Source organism: Halococcoides cellulosivorans (assembly GCF_003058365.1).
GTDB classification, from domain to species: Archaea; Halobacteriota; Halobacteria; order Halobacteriales; family Haloarculaceae; genus Halococcoides; species Halococcoides cellulosivorans.
In genome coordinates, this window is the sequence record NZ_CP028858.1 from 1,052,282 (window position 1) to 1,066,967 (window position 14,686).

Here is a 14,686-nt window from a genome sequence, read left to right on the forward strand (position 1 = left end):
TGGACATGGTATGGAGATTCCGACAGAGCTCAGTTCGTACATTCGGGTGCTCAAGCTGGCGAGCACACCGTCCTGGGAGGAGTTCTCACAGGTCGCGAAGATCGCCGGCGCGGGCATCCTCCTGGTCGGGATGATCGGATTCCTGATCTTCGCGATCATGTCGTTTATCCCCGGGGCCTAAGATGTCGATCTACGCAGTCAAGACCACGGCCAGTCAGGAACAGACCGTCGCGGACATGATCATGAACCGCGAGGAAGAAACCATCCACGCCGCGCTCGCACCGGACTCGCTGACCTCCTACGTCATGGTCGAGGCCGACGAGTCGGCGGTCTTCGAGCGCATCAGCGACGAGATCCCCCACATGCGCGGGGTCGTCCCCGGCGAGTCCGGACTCGGTGAGGTCGAACACTTCCTCTCACCGAAACCCGACGTCGAGGGCATTGCCGAAGGCGACATCGTCGAGTTGATCGCCGGGCCGTTCAAAGGCGAGAAAGCACAGGTCCAGCGCATCGACGAGAGCAAAGACCAGGTGACCGTCGAACTCTACGAGGCGACGGTCCCGATTCCGGTGACGGTGCGTGGCGATCAGATTCGCGTGCTCGACTCGGACGAACGCTGAAGCAGTCTGTTATTCGTCGGTCGTTTCGGCATCCTCGTCAGCTTCGGTGTCCTCGCTGACGGCGACCTGGGCCGGTCGGAGGACGGTCCCGGCCATGACATAGCCCGCCCGATGGACTTCTGCGACCGTTCCGCCGGGCTGATCGGCGTCGATCGTCGCGAGCACTTCGTGGCGCTCGGGGTCGACCGCGTCGCCGGGTACGGGATCGACGCGCTCGACGCCTTCCGACTCGAAGACCTGATCGAACTGCCGGAGGGTGGATTCGAGCCCGGATTCGAGGTCGTCGCCGTGATCGAGCGCGCGCTGGAGGTTGTCGCGGACGTCGAGCAAACGCTCCACCAGGTCGCGGGTCGCGCGCTCACGATACTGCTCTTTGTCGCGTTTGGCGCGCTTTTTGTAGTTCTGGAAGTCGGCTTTCGTGTGTTTCAGTGCGGACTCCAGGTCGTCGATGCGCTCCTCGCGGTCCGCGAGTTCGGCGTCACGATCCGCGACGGTCTCGCGGAGGTCGACGATCTCTGCGGCGACGTCCGTGGGGTCGCGCTCGTCGAGGTCGGCGGCGAGTTCCTCGATCTGATCGTCGCGCTCCTGGCTGTCGTCTGGCTCGGTCGCCTCGTCGGCGTCTGCCGGCTCACTGTCGTCGTCCGCTGGCTGGTCCTCGGGCGTTACTGACTCCTGATCGGTCATACACGAAGTGAGCCGCTTTGGGCTCAAAAGGGTTGAGAAAGCGCGCGGTGTCGGCCCTGCCGGCCTGTCGTTCAGTACGTCCGCGCGAAGTACGCCGTCCGTGCGGCCGGCTCACCACAGATCGCACACTCCTCGTGAATCGGGTCGTCCTCGAAGGGCACCATCACGATCTCGGCGGCGACGGCGTCTTTGATCGGCGCCTCACAGGCCTCGTCACCACACCAGCCCGCCTCGACGTAGCCGCCGTGCTGGCCGATCGTGCCCAGGATCTCTTCGCGGGAGTCGGCCTCGCGGATCGCGCCGTCCAGGGTCTGTTCGGCGGCGGCGTACAGTTTGGCGTACACCTCGTCGAGGTGGTCGTCGACGGTGTCGCTGATTCCTGCGCGCTCGACACTGATTTGTTCGCCGTCGGGCCGGTGGACGAGTGTCGCGCTTTCCTCCTCGACCTCGTTCGGTCCGACCTCGATACGTAGCGGGACGCCCTTGAGCTCCCACTCGTTGTACTTGAATCCCGGATTGCGGTTGTCGCGGTCGTCCAGTCCGACCCGGAGGCCTGCGCTATCGAGGTCTGCAGCGATCTCATCGGCGTATTCGAGGACGTGCTCTTTCGAGTCGGCGTCCCAGATCGGAACGATCACGACCTGTTCGGGCGCGAGCGTCGGCGGGAGGACGAGCCCCTGCTCGTCGCTGTGGAGCATGACGAGCGCGCCGATCGCTCGCCACGAGAGTCCCCACGAGGTGGTGTGGGCGACACAGTCGTCCTCGTCTTCGTCGGCGTAGGTGATGTCGAACGCCTCCGCGAAGGAGGTTCCGAGATAGTGCGAGGTCGCGGCCTGGACCGACTTACCGTCGGGCATCAGCGTCTCGACGGTCGTCGTCATCTCCGCGCCGGGGAATTTGTCGTGGTCGGGCTTGCGCCCCGTCAGCGCGGGCATCGCGAGGACGTCCTCGTACAGCCGTTCGTACTGATCCAGCCGTGTCATCGTCTCCTCGCGGGCCGACTGCTCGTCGCGGTGGGCGGTGTGGCCTTCCTGCCAGAGGAACTCCTTGGTCCGGAAAAACGGCTTCGTCTCGGTGGCTTCCCACCGGACGACCGAACACCACTGGTTGAGCCGCATCGGCAGGTCCCGATGCGAGCGGATCCAGTCGGCCATGAAGGGGGCGATGATCGACTCGCTGGTCGGGCGGACCGCCAGTCGCTCGTCGAGTTCCTCGTGGCCGCCGTGGGTGGTCCAGGCCACCTCGGGGTCGAACCCCTCGACGATGTCCTTTTCGCGTTCGAGAAAGCTCTCGGGGATGAACATCGGGAAGTAGGTGTTCTGGACGCCCGTCGCCTTGAACTCGGCGTCGAGGTGGTCCTGAATGCCCTCCCAGATGGCGTAGCCACGCGGGCGTGTGACGATGAACCCACCCATCGGCGCGTAGTCAGCGAGTTCGGCTTTCTGGACGACTTCGGCGTACCAGTCGCCCGTCGCGTGGGACTTCGATTCGGTGATCCCCAGGTCCTGTTCGCTCATACGGGCACCAGCCAGGCGGCGTTGAAACCGTCTCCGATTTCGACGGGGGAGTCGTTTCAAAACCAGAAGTCGATCGCCCTGCTTTTACATACGGGGGCCCCTATGTCACGAAGTACCATGCACGTGTCGGGGGACGATCGATCGGCGACCGAGGTGACACAGACCCGAGTGCTGGTCGTCGACGACGATCCGACGGTCGTGGATCTGGCGAGTCAGTACCTCGAACACGACCTCGTGGACGTCTCGATCACGGTCGAGACCGACCCCCAGGCGGCGATCGAGCGGATCCGGACCGGCGCGATCGACTGTGTGATCTGTGATTACAGCATGCCGACCGTCGACGGACTGGACGTTCTCGACGTCGTCGAGCGCGAGGCTCCGGGGACGGCGTTCGTGTTGTTCACCGGCTCGCCCGACGAGGCCGTCTACGACCGCATCGACGACGAGAGCGTCGATCGGTTCATCCGCAAGGGTGAGGCGGACGCGTTCGGTCGCCTCGCTACGGCGGTCGAGGAGTTGCGGTAAGTGGGCGCGGTCCAACAGGTAGTCGGAGGTCGGGGTTCTGGGCGGCCGCTCAGTTCGTGACGGCGTCGCGGATGTCGTCGGCCAGTTGGGTGTACTGGTCTGGTCCCTCACCCTTCCGGACGTAGCCCGTCGGAGATTCGTCGTCGAGTTCCTGGCGAATATCGCGGGCGTCGCGGCCCGTAAACAGGAAAAACGGCATCGACGCGTCGCGATCGCGGATCGCTTCGAGGAGGTCGGTCCCCGTCATCTCGGGCATCGTGTAGTCGCTGACGACACAGTCGACTGGTTCGGTCTCGAAGTGATCGAGCGCCGCGCTGGTGGAGGTGACGGCCGTCACCGAGAGGTCGTCAGACTGTTCGAGAAACGTCTCCGCGAGTTCGAGAACGTCGGTGTCCTCGTCGACGAGGAGCACACTGATCGCTTCTGACATGCGCTCACAAATTTGGGCCGTGGCCTTGAGTGTTTCCCGACGCACTCAGCGCCGGCGGGCGACCAGGGCGGCGATCGCGAGGAACGCGGCGACGACGCCGAACCCGGGCCCGTCTTCGGTCGTCACCGGGACCGGGGTGGGCGTGTCGGTGTCGATCGTCGACGCGTCGGTGGTCGTCTCGTCCGCCGGGTCGTCCGACTCTGCGCTGGTGTCGTCGGTAGTCGTCTCGTCCGCCGGGTCGTCCGACTCCGCGCTGGTCTGGCTGTCGGTCGACGCGTCCGTCGTGGTCGTCTCGATGTCGACCTGGTCGTTCGCGAGGCCGCCAGCCCCGCCACTCTCGTCGCCCGAGTCTGCGTTCGCGTCGTCAGCTTCCGGTGCGACGGTGATCGTGAACGTCGTCGTCTCCTCCCCGTCGTCTCCGTAGAACGACTGGACGGTCAATTCGTGGGTTCCGCTCGCGGACTCGGGAACGGTGAACGATATCGAAACGTCGGTACTCGGGTGGAACAATCTGAGGACCTGCGTGTCGCCCGCGTCGTAAACGTTTCCTTCTCGGCTCCCGTCGACCGAGACGTCCCAGTCTCCGGGGACGTCCTCGATTTCGAGCGCGGCGGCGTCGCCTATCTCGGGCGTGAGTTCGACAGTCCCGCCGGGGTTGACGGTCTGATCTGCGATCGTAACGCCCGCTCCGACAGCGGGTGCGACGACGGCGAGGAGGGCCACGGTCGCCAGGAGGGCGGGCACCATTCGGTTCACACGTTCCCTTCGCGTTCGATTGACGTAAATTTAGTGGGATAGGTTGTGATATTGGACGGTTTGTTCGTCTTCTCCGGTCGGTTCCCACTCCTCGGGGGTTAAGGGCCCCTGGACCCTGACGACGGTATGGTCTACACGGGCCGCGGCGATGCGGGACGGACGGATCTGGGCGACGGCCAGCGCGTCTCGAAGACCGACGCGCGGATCGAGGCGTACGGCACCGTCGACGAACTGAACGCCGTTCTGGGGCGGGTCCGGGCCGAGACCGAGACCGACACCGACATCGCTGGCCTCCAGCAGGACCTGCATACGATCCAGGCCGCGCTCGCGATGCCAGACGATCCCGAGGCCCCGACGCTCGCGGACGACGCCGTCGCGGAGCTGGAGGACACCATCGACGAGTACCAGGCCGCCCTCCCGGATCGCGACCGGTTCGTCGTCGCGGGTGACAGCGCAGCGGGCGCGTCGTTTCAGCACGCTCGCGCGGTCTGTCGACGGGCCGAACGCCGCGTGGTCGCGCTCGCTGAGGCGGAGGCGGTCCCCGACCCGATCGGTGCGTATCTGAATCGCCTCTCGGATCTCCTCTTCGTGTGTGCGCGCCGCGCGGACGACGCCGCGGGGGTCGACCCAGACGCGCCCGCGTACTGACCCGCCGCCTCCACAACGCTTAGAGGGCGGTCGGTCGTTGTGACCGTATGAAGCGGCTGATCGTCCACGGCGATCCGGGGATCCGCCGGGACGCCGTGATCGACGTCGACGGTGAAGAGTACGTCTGTTTTGCGATCAATCGCCAGGGCGAGTTCCACGGGCCGAGCGAGGTGCAACTCTGGTGTACGGTCGGCGCGCGCGACGAACGCGACGCCTTCGAGCGCCGGGAGTTCATTCCGATGCATCTGGAGACCGTCGCGGTCGACGCCGAGGACGTGTCCGTCCGCGAGGCGGCCTGACCGGGACGGCGGTCAGTCGGTCTCGACGCGATAGATCGTCACCGTCGGCCAGTCTTCGCTCGCCGTGATCGGGTCGAGACTCGATCGGTCGTCGAGTGTCAGCCGTCCGTACGCCGCTCGTTCGGCCGGCCCGGCGTAGACGTAGCGGACGTCGTAGGTCGCGAGCGCGTCTCGCTGTGCGGTGGCCGGGCCGGTGTAGATCGTCTCGACGGCGCTGACCCGACGCTCGGAGCGGGCGGGGGTCGGTGGCCCGGCGACGGTCGGGAGGCCGCTGATCGCGGCGGGGAGGGCGGCCCGTCCCGATCGTGGGGCGGTGGCGATCGTGGGCGATCCCGATCGGCGGTTCAGCCACTCCAGCGCCGACCGCTCGCTGGGCGTCAGGTCGAGGCCGGCGGTCACCGAGAGGTCGCGATCGGTGCCCGCGTGGTCCTGGGCGGCGAGCAGTGGCGTCGTGAGCGTGCCCGCGAGGACGACGGCGACGGCGATCGCTCGCAGCGCGCGTTGCCCTGCCGGCCACGACCGCCCCGCCGGACTCGGCAGGTGGTGGGTCCCGAGGCGGACGAGCGCGGGCCCCGTCGCGATGGCGAACAGCGTCCAGGCCTGTCGGGTGAACGACGCGCTCGCGGCGGGGTCGGAGACGACCGCTCGGGCGAGGACGGCGAGTGCACCCACGGCGATCAGGACCGCCGCAAACCCCGGTGCGGGGCGGTCGTCGAGGGCGTCGGTCCGGGCCAGGCCCACCGCGAGGACGGCGAGTCCGCCCGCGAGCGCGGCGACCGGACGGTCGTGGACCGCGATCAGCCAGACGAGGACGCTCGCGACGAGGACGACGGCGATCGGTCGGTCCCAGCGCGCCCGGAGGAACGCCCAGAGCGTGACCGTCAGGACGACGGCGAGCAGGCCGACCGCGAGCAGCGTGGTGTCGATCGTGGGGCCGGCCCCGCGGGTGAGTTCGAACGCCGTCCGGAGACGCTCCCGGTCGGGCCAGGCGACGGCGACGCCGACCGCTCCGATCCCGACCGTGACGACCGCCGCGATCACCCAGCGCGATGGCTCGGACAGCCACGCCGGTCGGTCCTCGAGCGCGATCGGTGGCGTCGGCGCGAGTGCGACCGTCAGGCCCGCGAGTGCGAGGATCGTCGGGCCGACCCAGGGGTCGACCGTCGTGGCGACGCCCGCGACCGGCCCGACCGCGACCAGGGTCAGCCACCGCTCGCGACGCTGTCCGGGTGGCCACCGGTAGGTGGCGGCGAGCAAGCCCACCGCGAGGACGAGCGTCAGCGTCGCGAGCGTCGCCCCGTCGAACGGCCCGAACAGCCAGGCGGCGGGCGTCGCCGCGCCCGTGGGGACCGCGACCCCCACCAGATCGAGCGCGCGATCGATCGGGACGGGACCGGCGAGGCCGAGAACCGCCGCCGTGGCGATCCCGCTCGCGACGCGACGGTGTCCCGTCCGGTCGAGGGCGCTGCCCAGGCCGTAGGCTGCGGTGAGGAGGGCGGCGTAGCTGAGCGCCGTCCACAGCGGTGCGGCGAACGCGGCGGGCGTGAGTGTGATCCGGGCGATCAGCGATGCCACGACCGTCCCGGGCGCGGCGGCCGACTCGCCGGCGGCCCAGATCGCGGCGGGCGGCAGGGTCGCGCTGCGGAGGAGACTGCGAAGCGTTCCGTAGTCCGCGAGTGCGGCGGTCTGGGTTGGATCGAGACCGGTGTGTGACTGGGCGAGGACTGCAGCGCCGAACGCGACCGCGAACACGCCGAGCGCGACGGGCGATCGGCCCACCGACCCCCCTCGTCGGGCGAGTGTTCCGAGTCCGAACACGAGTGTGAGGCCGGCGAGCAACCCCAGCGTGATCGAGCGCGTCCCGATCGGGCGCGCGCCCAGCCAGACGATCACGAGTGCGGCGGGCAGGCCCAGGCTCACGCCGCGATCGGGCAGCGGCCGGGCGAGGGGCGCGAGGACGGCCCCGCCGACGCCACCGAGGACTACGGCGAGACCGATCCAGACGAGTGCAAACCCACTCCCCATCGTGGGCGTCTGTGACGCGCTGATCAATACCAGTTCCGCATCGCGGTCGCCCTATCTGTAGTCGTCGACGGTCTCGGTGACCGTGTCCATGTACTCGGAGTGCTGGTAGGCGTCCATGGCGGCGAGCGCGCGGATCAGGAGGTCACCGACGACGATGACCAGCATGATGACCGGCCAGACAAACCAGAGTAACAGGCCAACTCCGAGGGTCAAGACGCCGAGGACGAAGCCGATGAGACCGATCACGGCTGCGGACCCGACACCGACGAGCCCCCACCCGACGATCACCCAGATGACATAGAAGAGCAAAATCGAGACGCCACGGTCTTTCTTGCCCTCGACCACCATATGGCCGAGCCCCGGGATCAGGAAAAAGGAGAGTAAGGCCGCGAGGATCGGGTCGTTGCTGCTGTCGTTCTGGGACGGCTGGCGGGTCTCTTCGGTGGCGGCGGTATCGCCAGTGGCCGTGGCGTCGCCGGTGGCCGTGGCGGCGGTGTCGTCGGTGGCGGCGGTATCGTCGGTGGCCGTGGCGTCGCCGGTGGCTCTATCCGCGGTGTCGTCGGTCCTGTCCTGGCCCGTCGTCCGCTCGCTCATCTCGTCGGCCCCCGGTGTCGTCCCGGTCGTGCTCGTCTCGTCGAAGCGACCGTAGGTGTCGTCGGGGTCGCCACTCCCGGCGTTGCCCGGGTCGTCGTCTTCTGTGTCTCCCGGGTCGTCGATCGGTTCGTCGTCGCCTGGCTGCCCACCGTCGGTGACGAGTCGGGTGTCGGATCGTCTCCTCATGGGCGTAGGGTTGTGGGGGTGGGTATTGAATGTGAAGGGATCGTCGACCTGGTGCCGGATGGGGTGAGTCGGGGTCACGGGTCGAGGACCGAAGCGCGGAGGTCGACCTGTCGCTCACGGAGGTCACCGAACTGGTCCACGACGCTCGCGACGAGTAAGTTAACCCACGGCTACAGCTGTGGGGTGGGGGTGGCGATCGCCGTCCGATGACGATCAGTCCGCACGAGGGTCGTATGGGGCGACCGAGAGCACGCTTTGCACGTCGTCGTCCCAGAAGTGGCGTTCCGCCGTCGCGAACCTGGCGCCGTGTTCGCGAGCCGACGCCGCGATGAGCGCATCGGGATGGTCGGCGGGCAGTCCTCGTTCGAGGAGCGCTTCCTGGAGGGCGGTGGCTTCCGCGGCGGTCCGTTCGGTCACCGGGAGGACGTCCATCGCGGTGGTGATCGCCTGGGTCAGCGTTTGTGGGTCGGCGTCGAGAGAGCCGTGGACGGCCCCCATTTGGGCTTCGTAGAGGACGATCGCCGACACGGCCCAGGCCTCGGATTCGTGGGCGTCGAGGAACTCCCGTGCGGCGTCCCGGCCGTCCAGATAGTCGCTGAGGAGGGTACTATCGAGGACGATCATCGGTGGCCTCGATGTCGGCGGTCGTCCCCTCGCGCATCGACTCCCGGATGCGGGTCATCGCTGTTCGGGTGTCACCCTCCGCGTCGTCGAGGACGCCGAACCCGGCCCACTTCTCGCGCTCGGTGAGTCTCCTGATCACGTCTTCGTAGCTCTCCGACTCGCGTTTGGCGAGATCGAGGCGTCGTTTGCAATCCTCGGAGACCCTGATCGAGGTCGTTCCCATGCATGTGCATACGTATGCGTATACAAAAAGGGTGGTGGGGCGAGTGTCGCCGGTCAGTCCCAGTCGAGGGCCTCGACGTACTCCTGGACATAGGGGTGGGGATCGTCGAGTGGCGGGTGGGCGACGCGGAGGTCGGTGTGTTGGTCGTCGGCGGCGCTGACGGGCGCGTCGGGCGTGACGACGTACGCCTGGGCGACGTAGTGTTTGGTCGGGACGCCCGCGACGTCGCTCGTCTCGTAGAAATGTTCGAACGTGCCACAGTGGGATTCGATGGTGACGGTGGTGTCCAGTTCCTCGCGAGCGACGCGGTCGACGGTGTCGGTGAGCGACTCGTTTTTCAGGACGGTCCCGCCCGGGACGAACCACTCGCCCTGTGCGGGGTCGTTCGTGCGTTTCCCGAGGACGAGGCCGCCCGCCTGGCGGACGAGCAGGTCGACCGAGACCAGTGGGACGTGTTCGACGATGGTCGCCCAGTCGGCGTCGGGCACGTGGGGCATGGGTGTGGTTGGTGGGGCGATGGGAAGTGGGGTTTGGGTGTTCTCTGGAACGTTCTCGGAGATCGAGGTGGGTTCGGACGCTCTCGGCGCGCTCGCGGTCGCTGTGCGGGATATCCTCGTCGCGCGACTGTCGTCGCGCTCCTCGGATAGGGCCTGCGTGGGCGGCGACTGCCGCCCACGTCTGGCGGTCGGCCACGGCCGACCGCCCGCGCACCGACGCGCGAGTGCGCCTCGCCCGTCCACTCCGCCAGGACCTGGCTCGTTTGTCGAGCGACGATGGACTGTTTGCTGGTCGGAATCGAATTGCCGTCGTGAGCGATGGGCTGTCCGGTCGATCAGCCTTCGACTTCTTGAAGCCGTTCCTCGGCGCGGTCGCGATCCTCGGGATATCCCACGTCGACGCGCCAGCCATCCATGCGGATCGCGTCGATCGTTCGCCCACTCCGGATCAAGAGGTCGACCGCCTCGCTGAGTTCGTACTCGCCACGGTTGGAGGGCTGGACGAGCTTCGCCGCGTGGAAGATTGCCGGTGAGAACGTGTAGAACCCGGTCATCACGAGGTTCGACGGCGGGTCTTCGGGCTTCTCGACGACTTCGGTGATCTCGCCGTAGTCGTTGGTCACACAGACGCCGTATCGACTGGCCTCGTCCCACTCGACCTCCTCGACGAGAAAAGCGGCGTCGGTGCGATTTTCCTGCTGGCGGCGGACCACATCGTCGAGGTTGGCCTCGAAGACGTTGTCGCCGAGCATCAGCATGAAATCGTCGTCGACGTGTTCCTCGACGGTGAGCAACGCGTGGGCGAGGCCGTTCTGGTCGCGCTGATGGGTGTAGGTGATCGGGACGCCCTCGTAGGCGTCGTCGTAGTGGGTGATGATGTCCTGCTTGCGATAGCCCACGACGACGATCAACTCGTCGGCTCCGAGATCGAGTAAGCGGTCGAACGCGTGGGTCAGTAACGGTTTCCCGTTCACTTCGACCATCGCTTTGGGTTTGTCGTCGGTCAGTGGCCGCAATCGCGTTCCCTCGCCGGCGGCCAGGACGACTGCTTGCATGGCCGACACCAATAGGGTGGTCGTCTTGAGCGTTCGGGGTCGTTCACGGTCGATTCGGTGGAGCATACGTGATCAGAAACCTACTAATCGCGGGGCATAGTACGGCCCATGATGCACATCAACGTCGTCGGAAGCGGCTATATCGGGACGACGATCGCGGCCTGGTTCGCCGAGATCGGCCACGACGTGACCAACGTCGACATCGACGAGTCGGTCGTCGCGGCGATCAACGACGGTCGCGCGCCGATTCACGAACCCGGCCTCGACGAACTGATGGCGGCCCACGGCGGGGAGACGCTCGTCGGGACGACCGACTACGACGAGATTTCGGGCGACGTGACCTTCCTGGCGTTGCCGACACCCTCGAAAGGGGACGGCAGCATCGACCTGTCGGCGATGGAGGCCGCTGCGGAGTCGCTGGGCGAGGCGATCGCTGGCGACGGCGAGCACGTGGTCGTGGTGAAAAGTACGGTCGTGCCGGGGACGACCCGGGAGCGCGTCGCGCCGATCGTCGCCGAGGCCGCGGACATGACCGTCGGCGAGGATCTTCACGTCGCGATGAACCCCGAGTTCCTGCGCGAGGGGTACGCACTGGAGGACTTCAAGAACCCCGACAAGATCGTCGTGGGCAGCGAGGATTCGGTGGCCTTCGAGACGCTCGCAGACGTGTACGACCCGCTGATGGCGGCCGCCGCCGACGAGACGGCGTACGTCGAGACGGGGCTTCGCGAGGCCGAGATGATCAAGTACGCCAACAACGCCTTCCTCGCGACCAAGATCAGCCTGATCAACGAGATCGGGAACATCTGCAAGGAGTACGGCGTCGACGCCTACGAGGTCGCGGACGCGATCGCACTCGACCACCGCATCAGCGAGCAGTTCCTGCGCTCGGGGCTCGGCTGGGGTGGGTCGTGTTTCCCGAAAGACGTCGCGGCGATCCGTGCGGCAGCCCGCGAGCGCGGGTACGAACCCGAACTCCTCGACGCCACGGTCGCGGTCAACGACAAACAGCCCGAGCGCCTCCTGGGCCTGCTCGACGAGCATCGCGACGTGGCGGGCGAGCGCGTCGCGGTGCTCGGATTGAGCTTCAAGCCCGGGACCGACGACATCCGATACACGCGGGCGATCCCGGTGATCGAGGGGTTGCAGTCGCGGGGTGCGGAGGTCGTCGCCTACGACCCCGTCGCGGTCGAGAACATGCGCGCGGAGTTCCCCGACATCGCGTACGCCGACGGCGCGGCGGCGGCGCTGGAGGGGGCACACGCGGCGCTCGTGGTGACCGACTGGGACGAGTTCGCGGCGCTGGACAGCGAGTTCGACGCGATGGCCGATCCCGTGGTGATCGACGGGCGGCGCGTGGTCGAGCGGCGCGAGGGGATCACCTACGACGGGCTGACCTGGTGAGCGGTGGCGTGTCAGGCGACGATCTGGAGGGTTCGACTCACCCAGGCGTCGACCGGTTCGGGGACGCGGTCGGTGAGTGGGTCGAGTTCGGCGACGTCGATGGCGCGCGTGCGGAGCGCGAGGACTGATTCGACGACCGTGGGCTGATCGGTCGGCGTGATCAATCTGTGCGTGCGTCTCGAAGGGCTCTCTCGAAGAGGTCGTCGCTGATCCAGAATCCCGCGTCCCGGAGAGCGTCGAGTTCGCCCTGTAGGTCGGCAACTGGGCCGTCCACGGCGGCGCGGATCAAAATTCCGATCGCTCCCGTCACGTCGAGGTCGTGACGGCGGGCGACCCGACGACCTTCGCGTTCGTCGATCAAGACCCGGTCGGCGTCGATGTCGAGAGCGTGTGCAATCGCGGCGGCTTCGCCGCTGTCGAGACGGGTCGTCAGTTCCCGAACAAGACTGGATCGATCGACCGGGACGACCGTGACGTCGTCGCTTCGTCGAAACGCCTGAATTTCGCGGAGTCCGTCTTCCCCAGCGGTGAGTTCTGCCCAGACTGGCTGGGGAATTGTGATAGTGCCGAACTGTCGGGTGAGACAATCGAGACGCTCGATCAGTGCGAGATTGAGGAGTGGCGAGGAATAGTGTGACGACGTGCTCACTCTCGGGCATAGTCGAGGTCTTCGTCGAGTTCCTCGCTCGTGTAGTGGCGCTCGATCTGGCGGTCGCCCAAGAGGCGGTGGAACTCTCGGGCAGAGTGGTCGGCCAGTTGTCGGGCCTTTCCGAACGAGAGGACACCGCGGTCGTACAGCGAGACCGCGAGTTCGGTCTTCATCGTAGCGTCTCGGTCTGGTTCGGGAAGCTCCATGGCCTCGTACACACCGTCGGGAATCTCGATGTCGGCCATATCGGTCGTTCGTTGTCCGCTCGCTTGAGTCTTCGGCCCACGGATCGCGGCGCGAAGATCACGAGCGGTCCGAACGAGGTGAGTCTCCCGTGGTCGGGTCACTGTCGTCGATCGGTGGTCGCGTGTCAGGCGACGATCGACAGCGTTCGACTCACCCAGGCGTCGACCGGTTCGGGGACGCGCTCGACGATCGGGTCGAGTTCGTCGACGTCGATCACTCGCGTTCGCAGTACGAGGACGCCGTAGACGACGAAGCCCACGGGCGGGACGACGACCAGCGAGAGGATCGAGTGGGGGATGGCCAGCGAGAGGCCGACGATCACCGGCGCGGAGACGCCGGCGGTGATTGCAATCCGCGCGAGACGGAGGTCACGGAAGGGGTCGTAGCCGATCCGCCGGGCGGCGATGCCGTGGAAGACGAGCATCGAGCCATAGCCCACGCTGGTGGCGACGCCAGCGCCGACCATGCCGTACTGGGGGATCAAAAGGAGGTTCAAGACGAGGTTGATCGCCGCCGCCGCGCCGGTGGCGACGATCAGCGGGCGCAGCGTCCCCTTGCCCTGGCCGACGGCCATGATCGGCCGCGTGACCGCGAAGCCGAGCGTGCCCGGGAGGAGCAAGAGGAGCGGCAGCACCGCCTGCTGGAAGTCGGGCCCGTAGTAGATCGGCACGAAGTCCGCCGCGAGCGATCCGAGGCCGAGGATGAGCAACAGCGTGAACGTGACGTTGAAGCGGGTCAGTTGTGAGATCATGTCCGAGACCTCGTCGCTTCCTTTGGTCGTCCACATCTCCGAACTCGAATGCAGGAGGACGGTCTGGAGCGCGCGCGGTGCGAACCAGAGGAACTGGGCGATGACCAGCGCGGCCTTGTAGAACCCGGCCTGGTCGCTGCCCGTGAGTGGTCGAATCAGGAGGATGTCGACGTGGTACAGCGAGAAGATCAGGAAAATTAATACAATGCTCAGTCCATTAAATGCTAATAGCTCTTTCCTCGGGAAGTCATCTGGGAGTTTTTTAAAAATATATTTTATATTAATGTGTCTTGATAATAATATGTACCCAATTGTGCCAACGATTGTGAATGCGAAAATGCGGCCAATTAACACCCCAACAACGTCTAACCCCAATAATGCAAGACAGATCGCTGATAAGCCAAATAAAAACTTTCGAAGGACAACAAGTGGTTCACTTTGGTGTTCTAAACTAAGTCCCATTAATCCCCCACGAGAAGTATTGCTGTATTGTTTCGCCAGCAAAAGTATTCCCACAAGTATGAAGTATAGGTCGAATGGTGGGCCGAAAATAAAACTAGACAAACCAAACCAAGATATGAGTGAATATATTATTAAAGCAAATCCGGCTAATATAGCACCTACACGGAGGTAATATCCTATGACATACTCTGTCCAGTTTGCGAATTCCCGGTTTTCGGCAATGAATTTGCGAGTCCCGTCGAATGTGCCTGCATTCACAAGTATAAATGAAACTGCCGTTAACGATAATAAGAATGAGTAATCTCCATAACCACTACTTCCGAGTAATCTCACCAATATCGGCGTGATCACGAACATCAAAACTAAGTTGGATACTTTCGCCCCGAAAATAGATATAAATCCTTTTAAAATAGTAGCCATATGTTAATCTATAATAATTGTGTCCACCTTCAAAATCATATCGGATCAAACTGGCTGGCATTTGTGTTTGC

The 14,686-nt window shown here is 65.5% G+C and carries 20 protein-coding genes; 6 read left to right on the forward strand and 14 right to left on the reverse strand.

Annotated features, from left to right (window positions below; translation table 11 throughout):
• The first annotated feature begins 10 nt into the window (after positions 1–10).
• Positions 11–181, forward strand: coding sequence for a protein translocase SEC61 complex subunit gamma (locus HARCEL1_RS05045; RefSeq protein WP_108381486.1), 171 nt, complete (start codon positions 11–13; stop codon positions 179–181).
• A gap of 1 nt (position 182) precedes the next feature.
• Entirely contained in the window at positions 183–620 is a 438-nt protein-coding gene (locus tag HARCEL1_RS05050) for a transcription elongation factor Spt5 (protein WP_108381487.1), read from the forward strand.
• 9 nt (positions 621–629) lie between these two features.
• Here HARCEL1_RS05050 and grpE read toward each other — a convergent pair whose 3' ends face one another.
• Both grpE and proS read right to left on the reverse strand, forming a co-directional pair.
• Positions 630–1,304 carry a nucleotide exchange factor GrpE gene (gene grpE / locus HARCEL1_RS05055; protein ID WP_108381488.1) on the reverse strand — a complete coding sequence of 225 codons (675 nt, stop codon included), beginning with the start codon at positions 1,302–1,304 and terminating at the stop codon, positions 630–632.
• Between the two features lie 71 nt (positions 1,305–1,375).
• Entirely contained in the window at positions 1,376–2,821 is a 1,446-nt protein-coding gene (gene proS / locus HARCEL1_RS05060) for a proline--tRNA ligase (protein WP_108381489.1), read from the reverse strand.
• Positions 2,822–2,938: 117 nt separating this feature from the next.
• Between proS and HARCEL1_RS05065 the strand changes: the two genes are divergently transcribed.
• Positions 2,939–3,346 carry a response regulator gene (locus HARCEL1_RS05065; protein ID WP_159077024.1) on the forward strand — a complete coding sequence of 136 codons (408 nt, stop codon included), beginning with the start codon at positions 2,939–2,941 and terminating at the stop codon, positions 3,344–3,346.
• 49 nt (positions 3,347–3,395) lie between these two features.
• Here HARCEL1_RS05065 and HARCEL1_RS05070 read toward each other — a convergent pair whose 3' ends face one another.
• Together HARCEL1_RS05070 and HARCEL1_RS05075 are read right to left on the reverse strand one after the other, a co-directional pair.
• Complete coding sequence (locus tag HARCEL1_RS05070) at positions 3,396–3,776, reverse strand: response regulator (RefSeq protein WP_108381491.1); 381 nt, start codon at positions 3,774–3,776, stop codon at positions 3,396–3,398.
• 45 nt (positions 3,777–3,821) lie between these two features.
• On the reverse strand, positions 3,822–4,532 hold the full coding sequence (locus tag HARCEL1_RS05075) for a hypothetical protein (protein ID WP_159077025.1): 711 nt from the start codon (positions 4,530–4,532) through the stop codon (positions 3,822–3,824).
• A 126-nt stretch (positions 4,533–4,658) separates the two neighbouring features.
• Between HARCEL1_RS05075 and HARCEL1_RS05080 the strand changes: the two genes are divergently transcribed.
• Together HARCEL1_RS05080 and HARCEL1_RS05085 are read left to right on the forward strand one after the other, a co-directional pair.
• Positions 4,659–5,180: a cob(I)yrinic acid a,c-diamide adenosyltransferase gene (locus HARCEL1_RS05080; RefSeq protein WP_108381493.1), complete on the forward strand. Its 522-nt coding sequence runs from the start codon at positions 4,659–4,661 to the stop codon at positions 5,178–5,180.
• Positions 5,181–5,227: 47 nt separating this feature from the next.
• Positions 5,228–5,479 (forward strand): HAH_0734 family protein, encoded by a 252-nt coding sequence (locus tag HARCEL1_RS05085; protein WP_108381494.1) that lies wholly within the window; start codon positions 5,228–5,230, stop codon positions 5,477–5,479.
• A gap of 12 nt (positions 5,480–5,491) precedes the next feature.
• Here HARCEL1_RS05085 and HARCEL1_RS05090 read toward each other — a convergent pair whose 3' ends face one another.
• The 6 genes from HARCEL1_RS05090 to aglF all read right to left on the reverse strand — a co-directional run bounded on the left by HARCEL1_RS05090 (position 5,492) and on the right by aglF (position 10,683).
• On the reverse strand, positions 5,492–7,504 hold the full coding sequence (locus tag HARCEL1_RS05090; RefSeq protein ID WP_108381495.1) for a DUF2298 domain-containing protein: 2,013 nt from the start codon (positions 7,502–7,504) through the stop codon (positions 5,492–5,494).
• Between the two features lie 51 nt (positions 7,505–7,555).
• The gene (locus HARCEL1_RS05095) at positions 7,556–8,284 is read right to left on the reverse strand and encodes a hypothetical protein (protein ID WP_108381496.1); all 729 of its coding nucleotides are present in this window, start codon (positions 8,282–8,284) and stop codon (positions 7,556–7,558) included.
• Positions 8,285–8,497: 213 nt separating this feature from the next.
• A complete protein-coding gene (locus tag HARCEL1_RS05100; protein WP_108381497.1) occupies positions 8,498–8,908 on the reverse strand; it encodes a PIN domain-containing protein in 411 nt (136 codons plus the stop codon).
• Complete coding sequence (locus tag HARCEL1_RS05105; RefSeq protein WP_108381498.1) at positions 8,892–9,131, reverse strand: DUF7557 family protein; 240 nt, start codon at positions 9,129–9,131, stop codon at positions 8,892–8,894. The genes HARCEL1_RS05100 and HARCEL1_RS05105 overlap by 17 nt, the downstream gene beginning before the upstream one ends.
• Positions 9,132–9,184: 53 nt before the next feature.
• Positions 9,185–9,628, reverse strand: a complete 444-nt coding sequence (locus HARCEL1_RS05110; RefSeq protein WP_108381499.1) for an NUDIX domain-containing protein — start codon at positions 9,626–9,628, stop codon at positions 9,185–9,187.
• Between the two features lie 335 nt (positions 9,629–9,963).
• Complete coding sequence (gene aglF, locus HARCEL1_RS05115) at positions 9,964–10,683, reverse strand: UTP--glucose-1-phosphate uridylyltransferase AglF (RefSeq protein WP_108384087.1); 720 nt, start codon at positions 10,681–10,683, stop codon at positions 9,964–9,966.
• A 111-nt stretch (positions 10,684–10,794) separates the two neighbouring features.
• Here aglF and aglM point away from each other — a divergent pair, with 111 nt between their 5' ends.
• Entirely contained in the window at positions 10,795–12,087 is a 1,293-nt protein-coding gene (gene aglM, locus HARCEL1_RS05120) for a UDP-glucose 6-dehydrogenase AglM (protein ID WP_108384088.1), read from the forward strand.
• 11 nt (positions 12,088–12,098) lie between these two features.
• Here aglM and HARCEL1_RS13320 read toward each other — a convergent pair whose 3' ends face one another.
• The 4 genes from HARCEL1_RS13320 to HARCEL1_RS05135 all read right to left on the reverse strand — a co-directional run bounded on the left by HARCEL1_RS13320 (position 12,099) and on the right by HARCEL1_RS05135 (position 14,615).
• Entirely contained in the window at positions 12,099–12,251 is a 153-nt protein-coding gene (locus HARCEL1_RS13320) for a hypothetical protein (protein WP_159077026.1), read from the reverse strand.
• On the reverse strand, positions 12,248–12,736 hold the full coding sequence (locus tag HARCEL1_RS05125; protein WP_108381500.1) for a DUF3368 domain-containing protein: 489 nt from the start codon (positions 12,734–12,736) through the stop codon (positions 12,248–12,250). Before HARCEL1_RS05125 ends, HARCEL1_RS13320 begins: the two co-directional genes overlap by 4 nt.
• Positions 12,733–12,981, reverse strand: a complete 249-nt coding sequence (locus HARCEL1_RS05130) for a UPF0175 family protein (RefSeq protein ID WP_108381501.1) — start codon at positions 12,979–12,981, stop codon at positions 12,733–12,735. The genes HARCEL1_RS05125 and HARCEL1_RS05130 overlap by 4 nt, the downstream gene beginning before the upstream one ends.
• A 125-nt stretch (positions 12,982–13,106) precedes the next feature.
• The gene (locus HARCEL1_RS05135) at positions 13,107–14,615 is read right to left on the reverse strand and encodes a lipopolysaccharide biosynthesis protein (RefSeq protein ID WP_108381502.1); all 1,509 of its coding nucleotides are present in this window, start codon (positions 14,613–14,615) and stop codon (positions 13,107–13,109) included.
• Positions 14,616–14,686: the final 71 nt, after the last annotated feature.

What these genes read in the sequence shown, in the direction of transcription:
- HARCEL1_RS05045 (WP_108381486.1), top strand. Translation starts at nt 11, where the DNA reads ATGGAGATTCCGACAGAGCTCAGTTCGTACATTCGGGTGCTCAAGCTG.
- HARCEL1_RS05050 (WP_108381487.1), top strand. Translation starts at nt 183, where the DNA reads ATGTCGATCTACGCAGTCAAGACCACGGCCAGTCAGGAACAGACCGTC.
- grpE (WP_108381488.1), bottom strand. Translation starts at nt 1,304, where the DNA reads ATGACCGATCAGGAGTCAGTAACGCCCGAGGACCAGCCAGCGGACGAC.
- proS (WP_108381489.1), bottom strand. Translation starts at nt 2,821, where the DNA reads ATGAGCGAACAGGACCTGGGGATCACCGAATCGAAGTCCCACGCGACG.
- HARCEL1_RS05065 (WP_159077024.1), top strand. Translation starts at nt 2,939, where the DNA reads ATGCACGTGTCGGGGGACGATCGATCGGCGACCGAGGTGACACAGACC.
- HARCEL1_RS05070 (WP_108381491.1), bottom strand. Translation starts at nt 3,776, where the DNA reads ATGTCAGAAGCGATCAGTGTGCTCCTCGTCGACGAGGACACCGACGTT.
- HARCEL1_RS05080 (WP_108381493.1), top strand. Translation starts at nt 4,659, where the DNA reads ATGGTCTACACGGGCCGCGGCGATGCGGGACGGACGGATCTGGGCGAC.
- HARCEL1_RS05085 (WP_108381494.1), top strand. Translation starts at nt 5,228, where the DNA reads ATGAAGCGGCTGATCGTCCACGGCGATCCGGGGATCCGCCGGGACGCC.
- HARCEL1_RS05090 (WP_108381495.1), bottom strand. Translation starts at nt 7,504, where the DNA reads ATGGGGAGTGGGTTTGCACTCGTCTGGATCGGTCTCGCCGTAGTCCTC.
- HARCEL1_RS05095 (WP_108381496.1), bottom strand. Translation starts at nt 8,284, where the DNA reads ATGAGGAGACGATCCGACACCCGACTCGTCACCGACGGTGGGCAGCCA.
- HARCEL1_RS05100 (WP_108381497.1), bottom strand. Translation starts at nt 8,908, where the DNA reads ATGATCGTCCTCGATAGTACCCTCCTCAGCGACTATCTGGACGGCCGG.
- HARCEL1_RS05105 (WP_108381498.1), bottom strand. Translation starts at nt 9,131, where the DNA reads ATGGGAACGACCTCGATCAGGGTCTCCGAGGATTGCAAACGACGCCTC.
- HARCEL1_RS05110 (WP_108381499.1), bottom strand. Translation starts at nt 9,628, where the DNA reads ATGCCCCACGTGCCCGACGCCGACTGGGCGACCATCGTCGAACACGTC.
- aglF (WP_108384087.1), bottom strand. Translation starts at nt 10,683, where the DNA reads ATGCAAGCAGTCGTCCTGGCCGCCGGCGAGGGAACGCGATTGCGGCCA.
- aglM (WP_108384088.1), top strand. Translation starts at nt 10,795, where the DNA reads ATGCACATCAACGTCGTCGGAAGCGGCTATATCGGGACGACGATCGCG.
- HARCEL1_RS05130 (WP_108381501.1), bottom strand. Translation starts at nt 12,981, where the DNA reads ATGGCCGACATCGAGATTCCCGACGGTGTGTACGAGGCCATGGAGCTT.
- HARCEL1_RS05135 (WP_108381502.1), bottom strand. Translation starts at nt 14,615, where the DNA reads ATGGCTACTATTTTAAAAGGATTTATATCTATTTTCGGGGCGAAAGTA.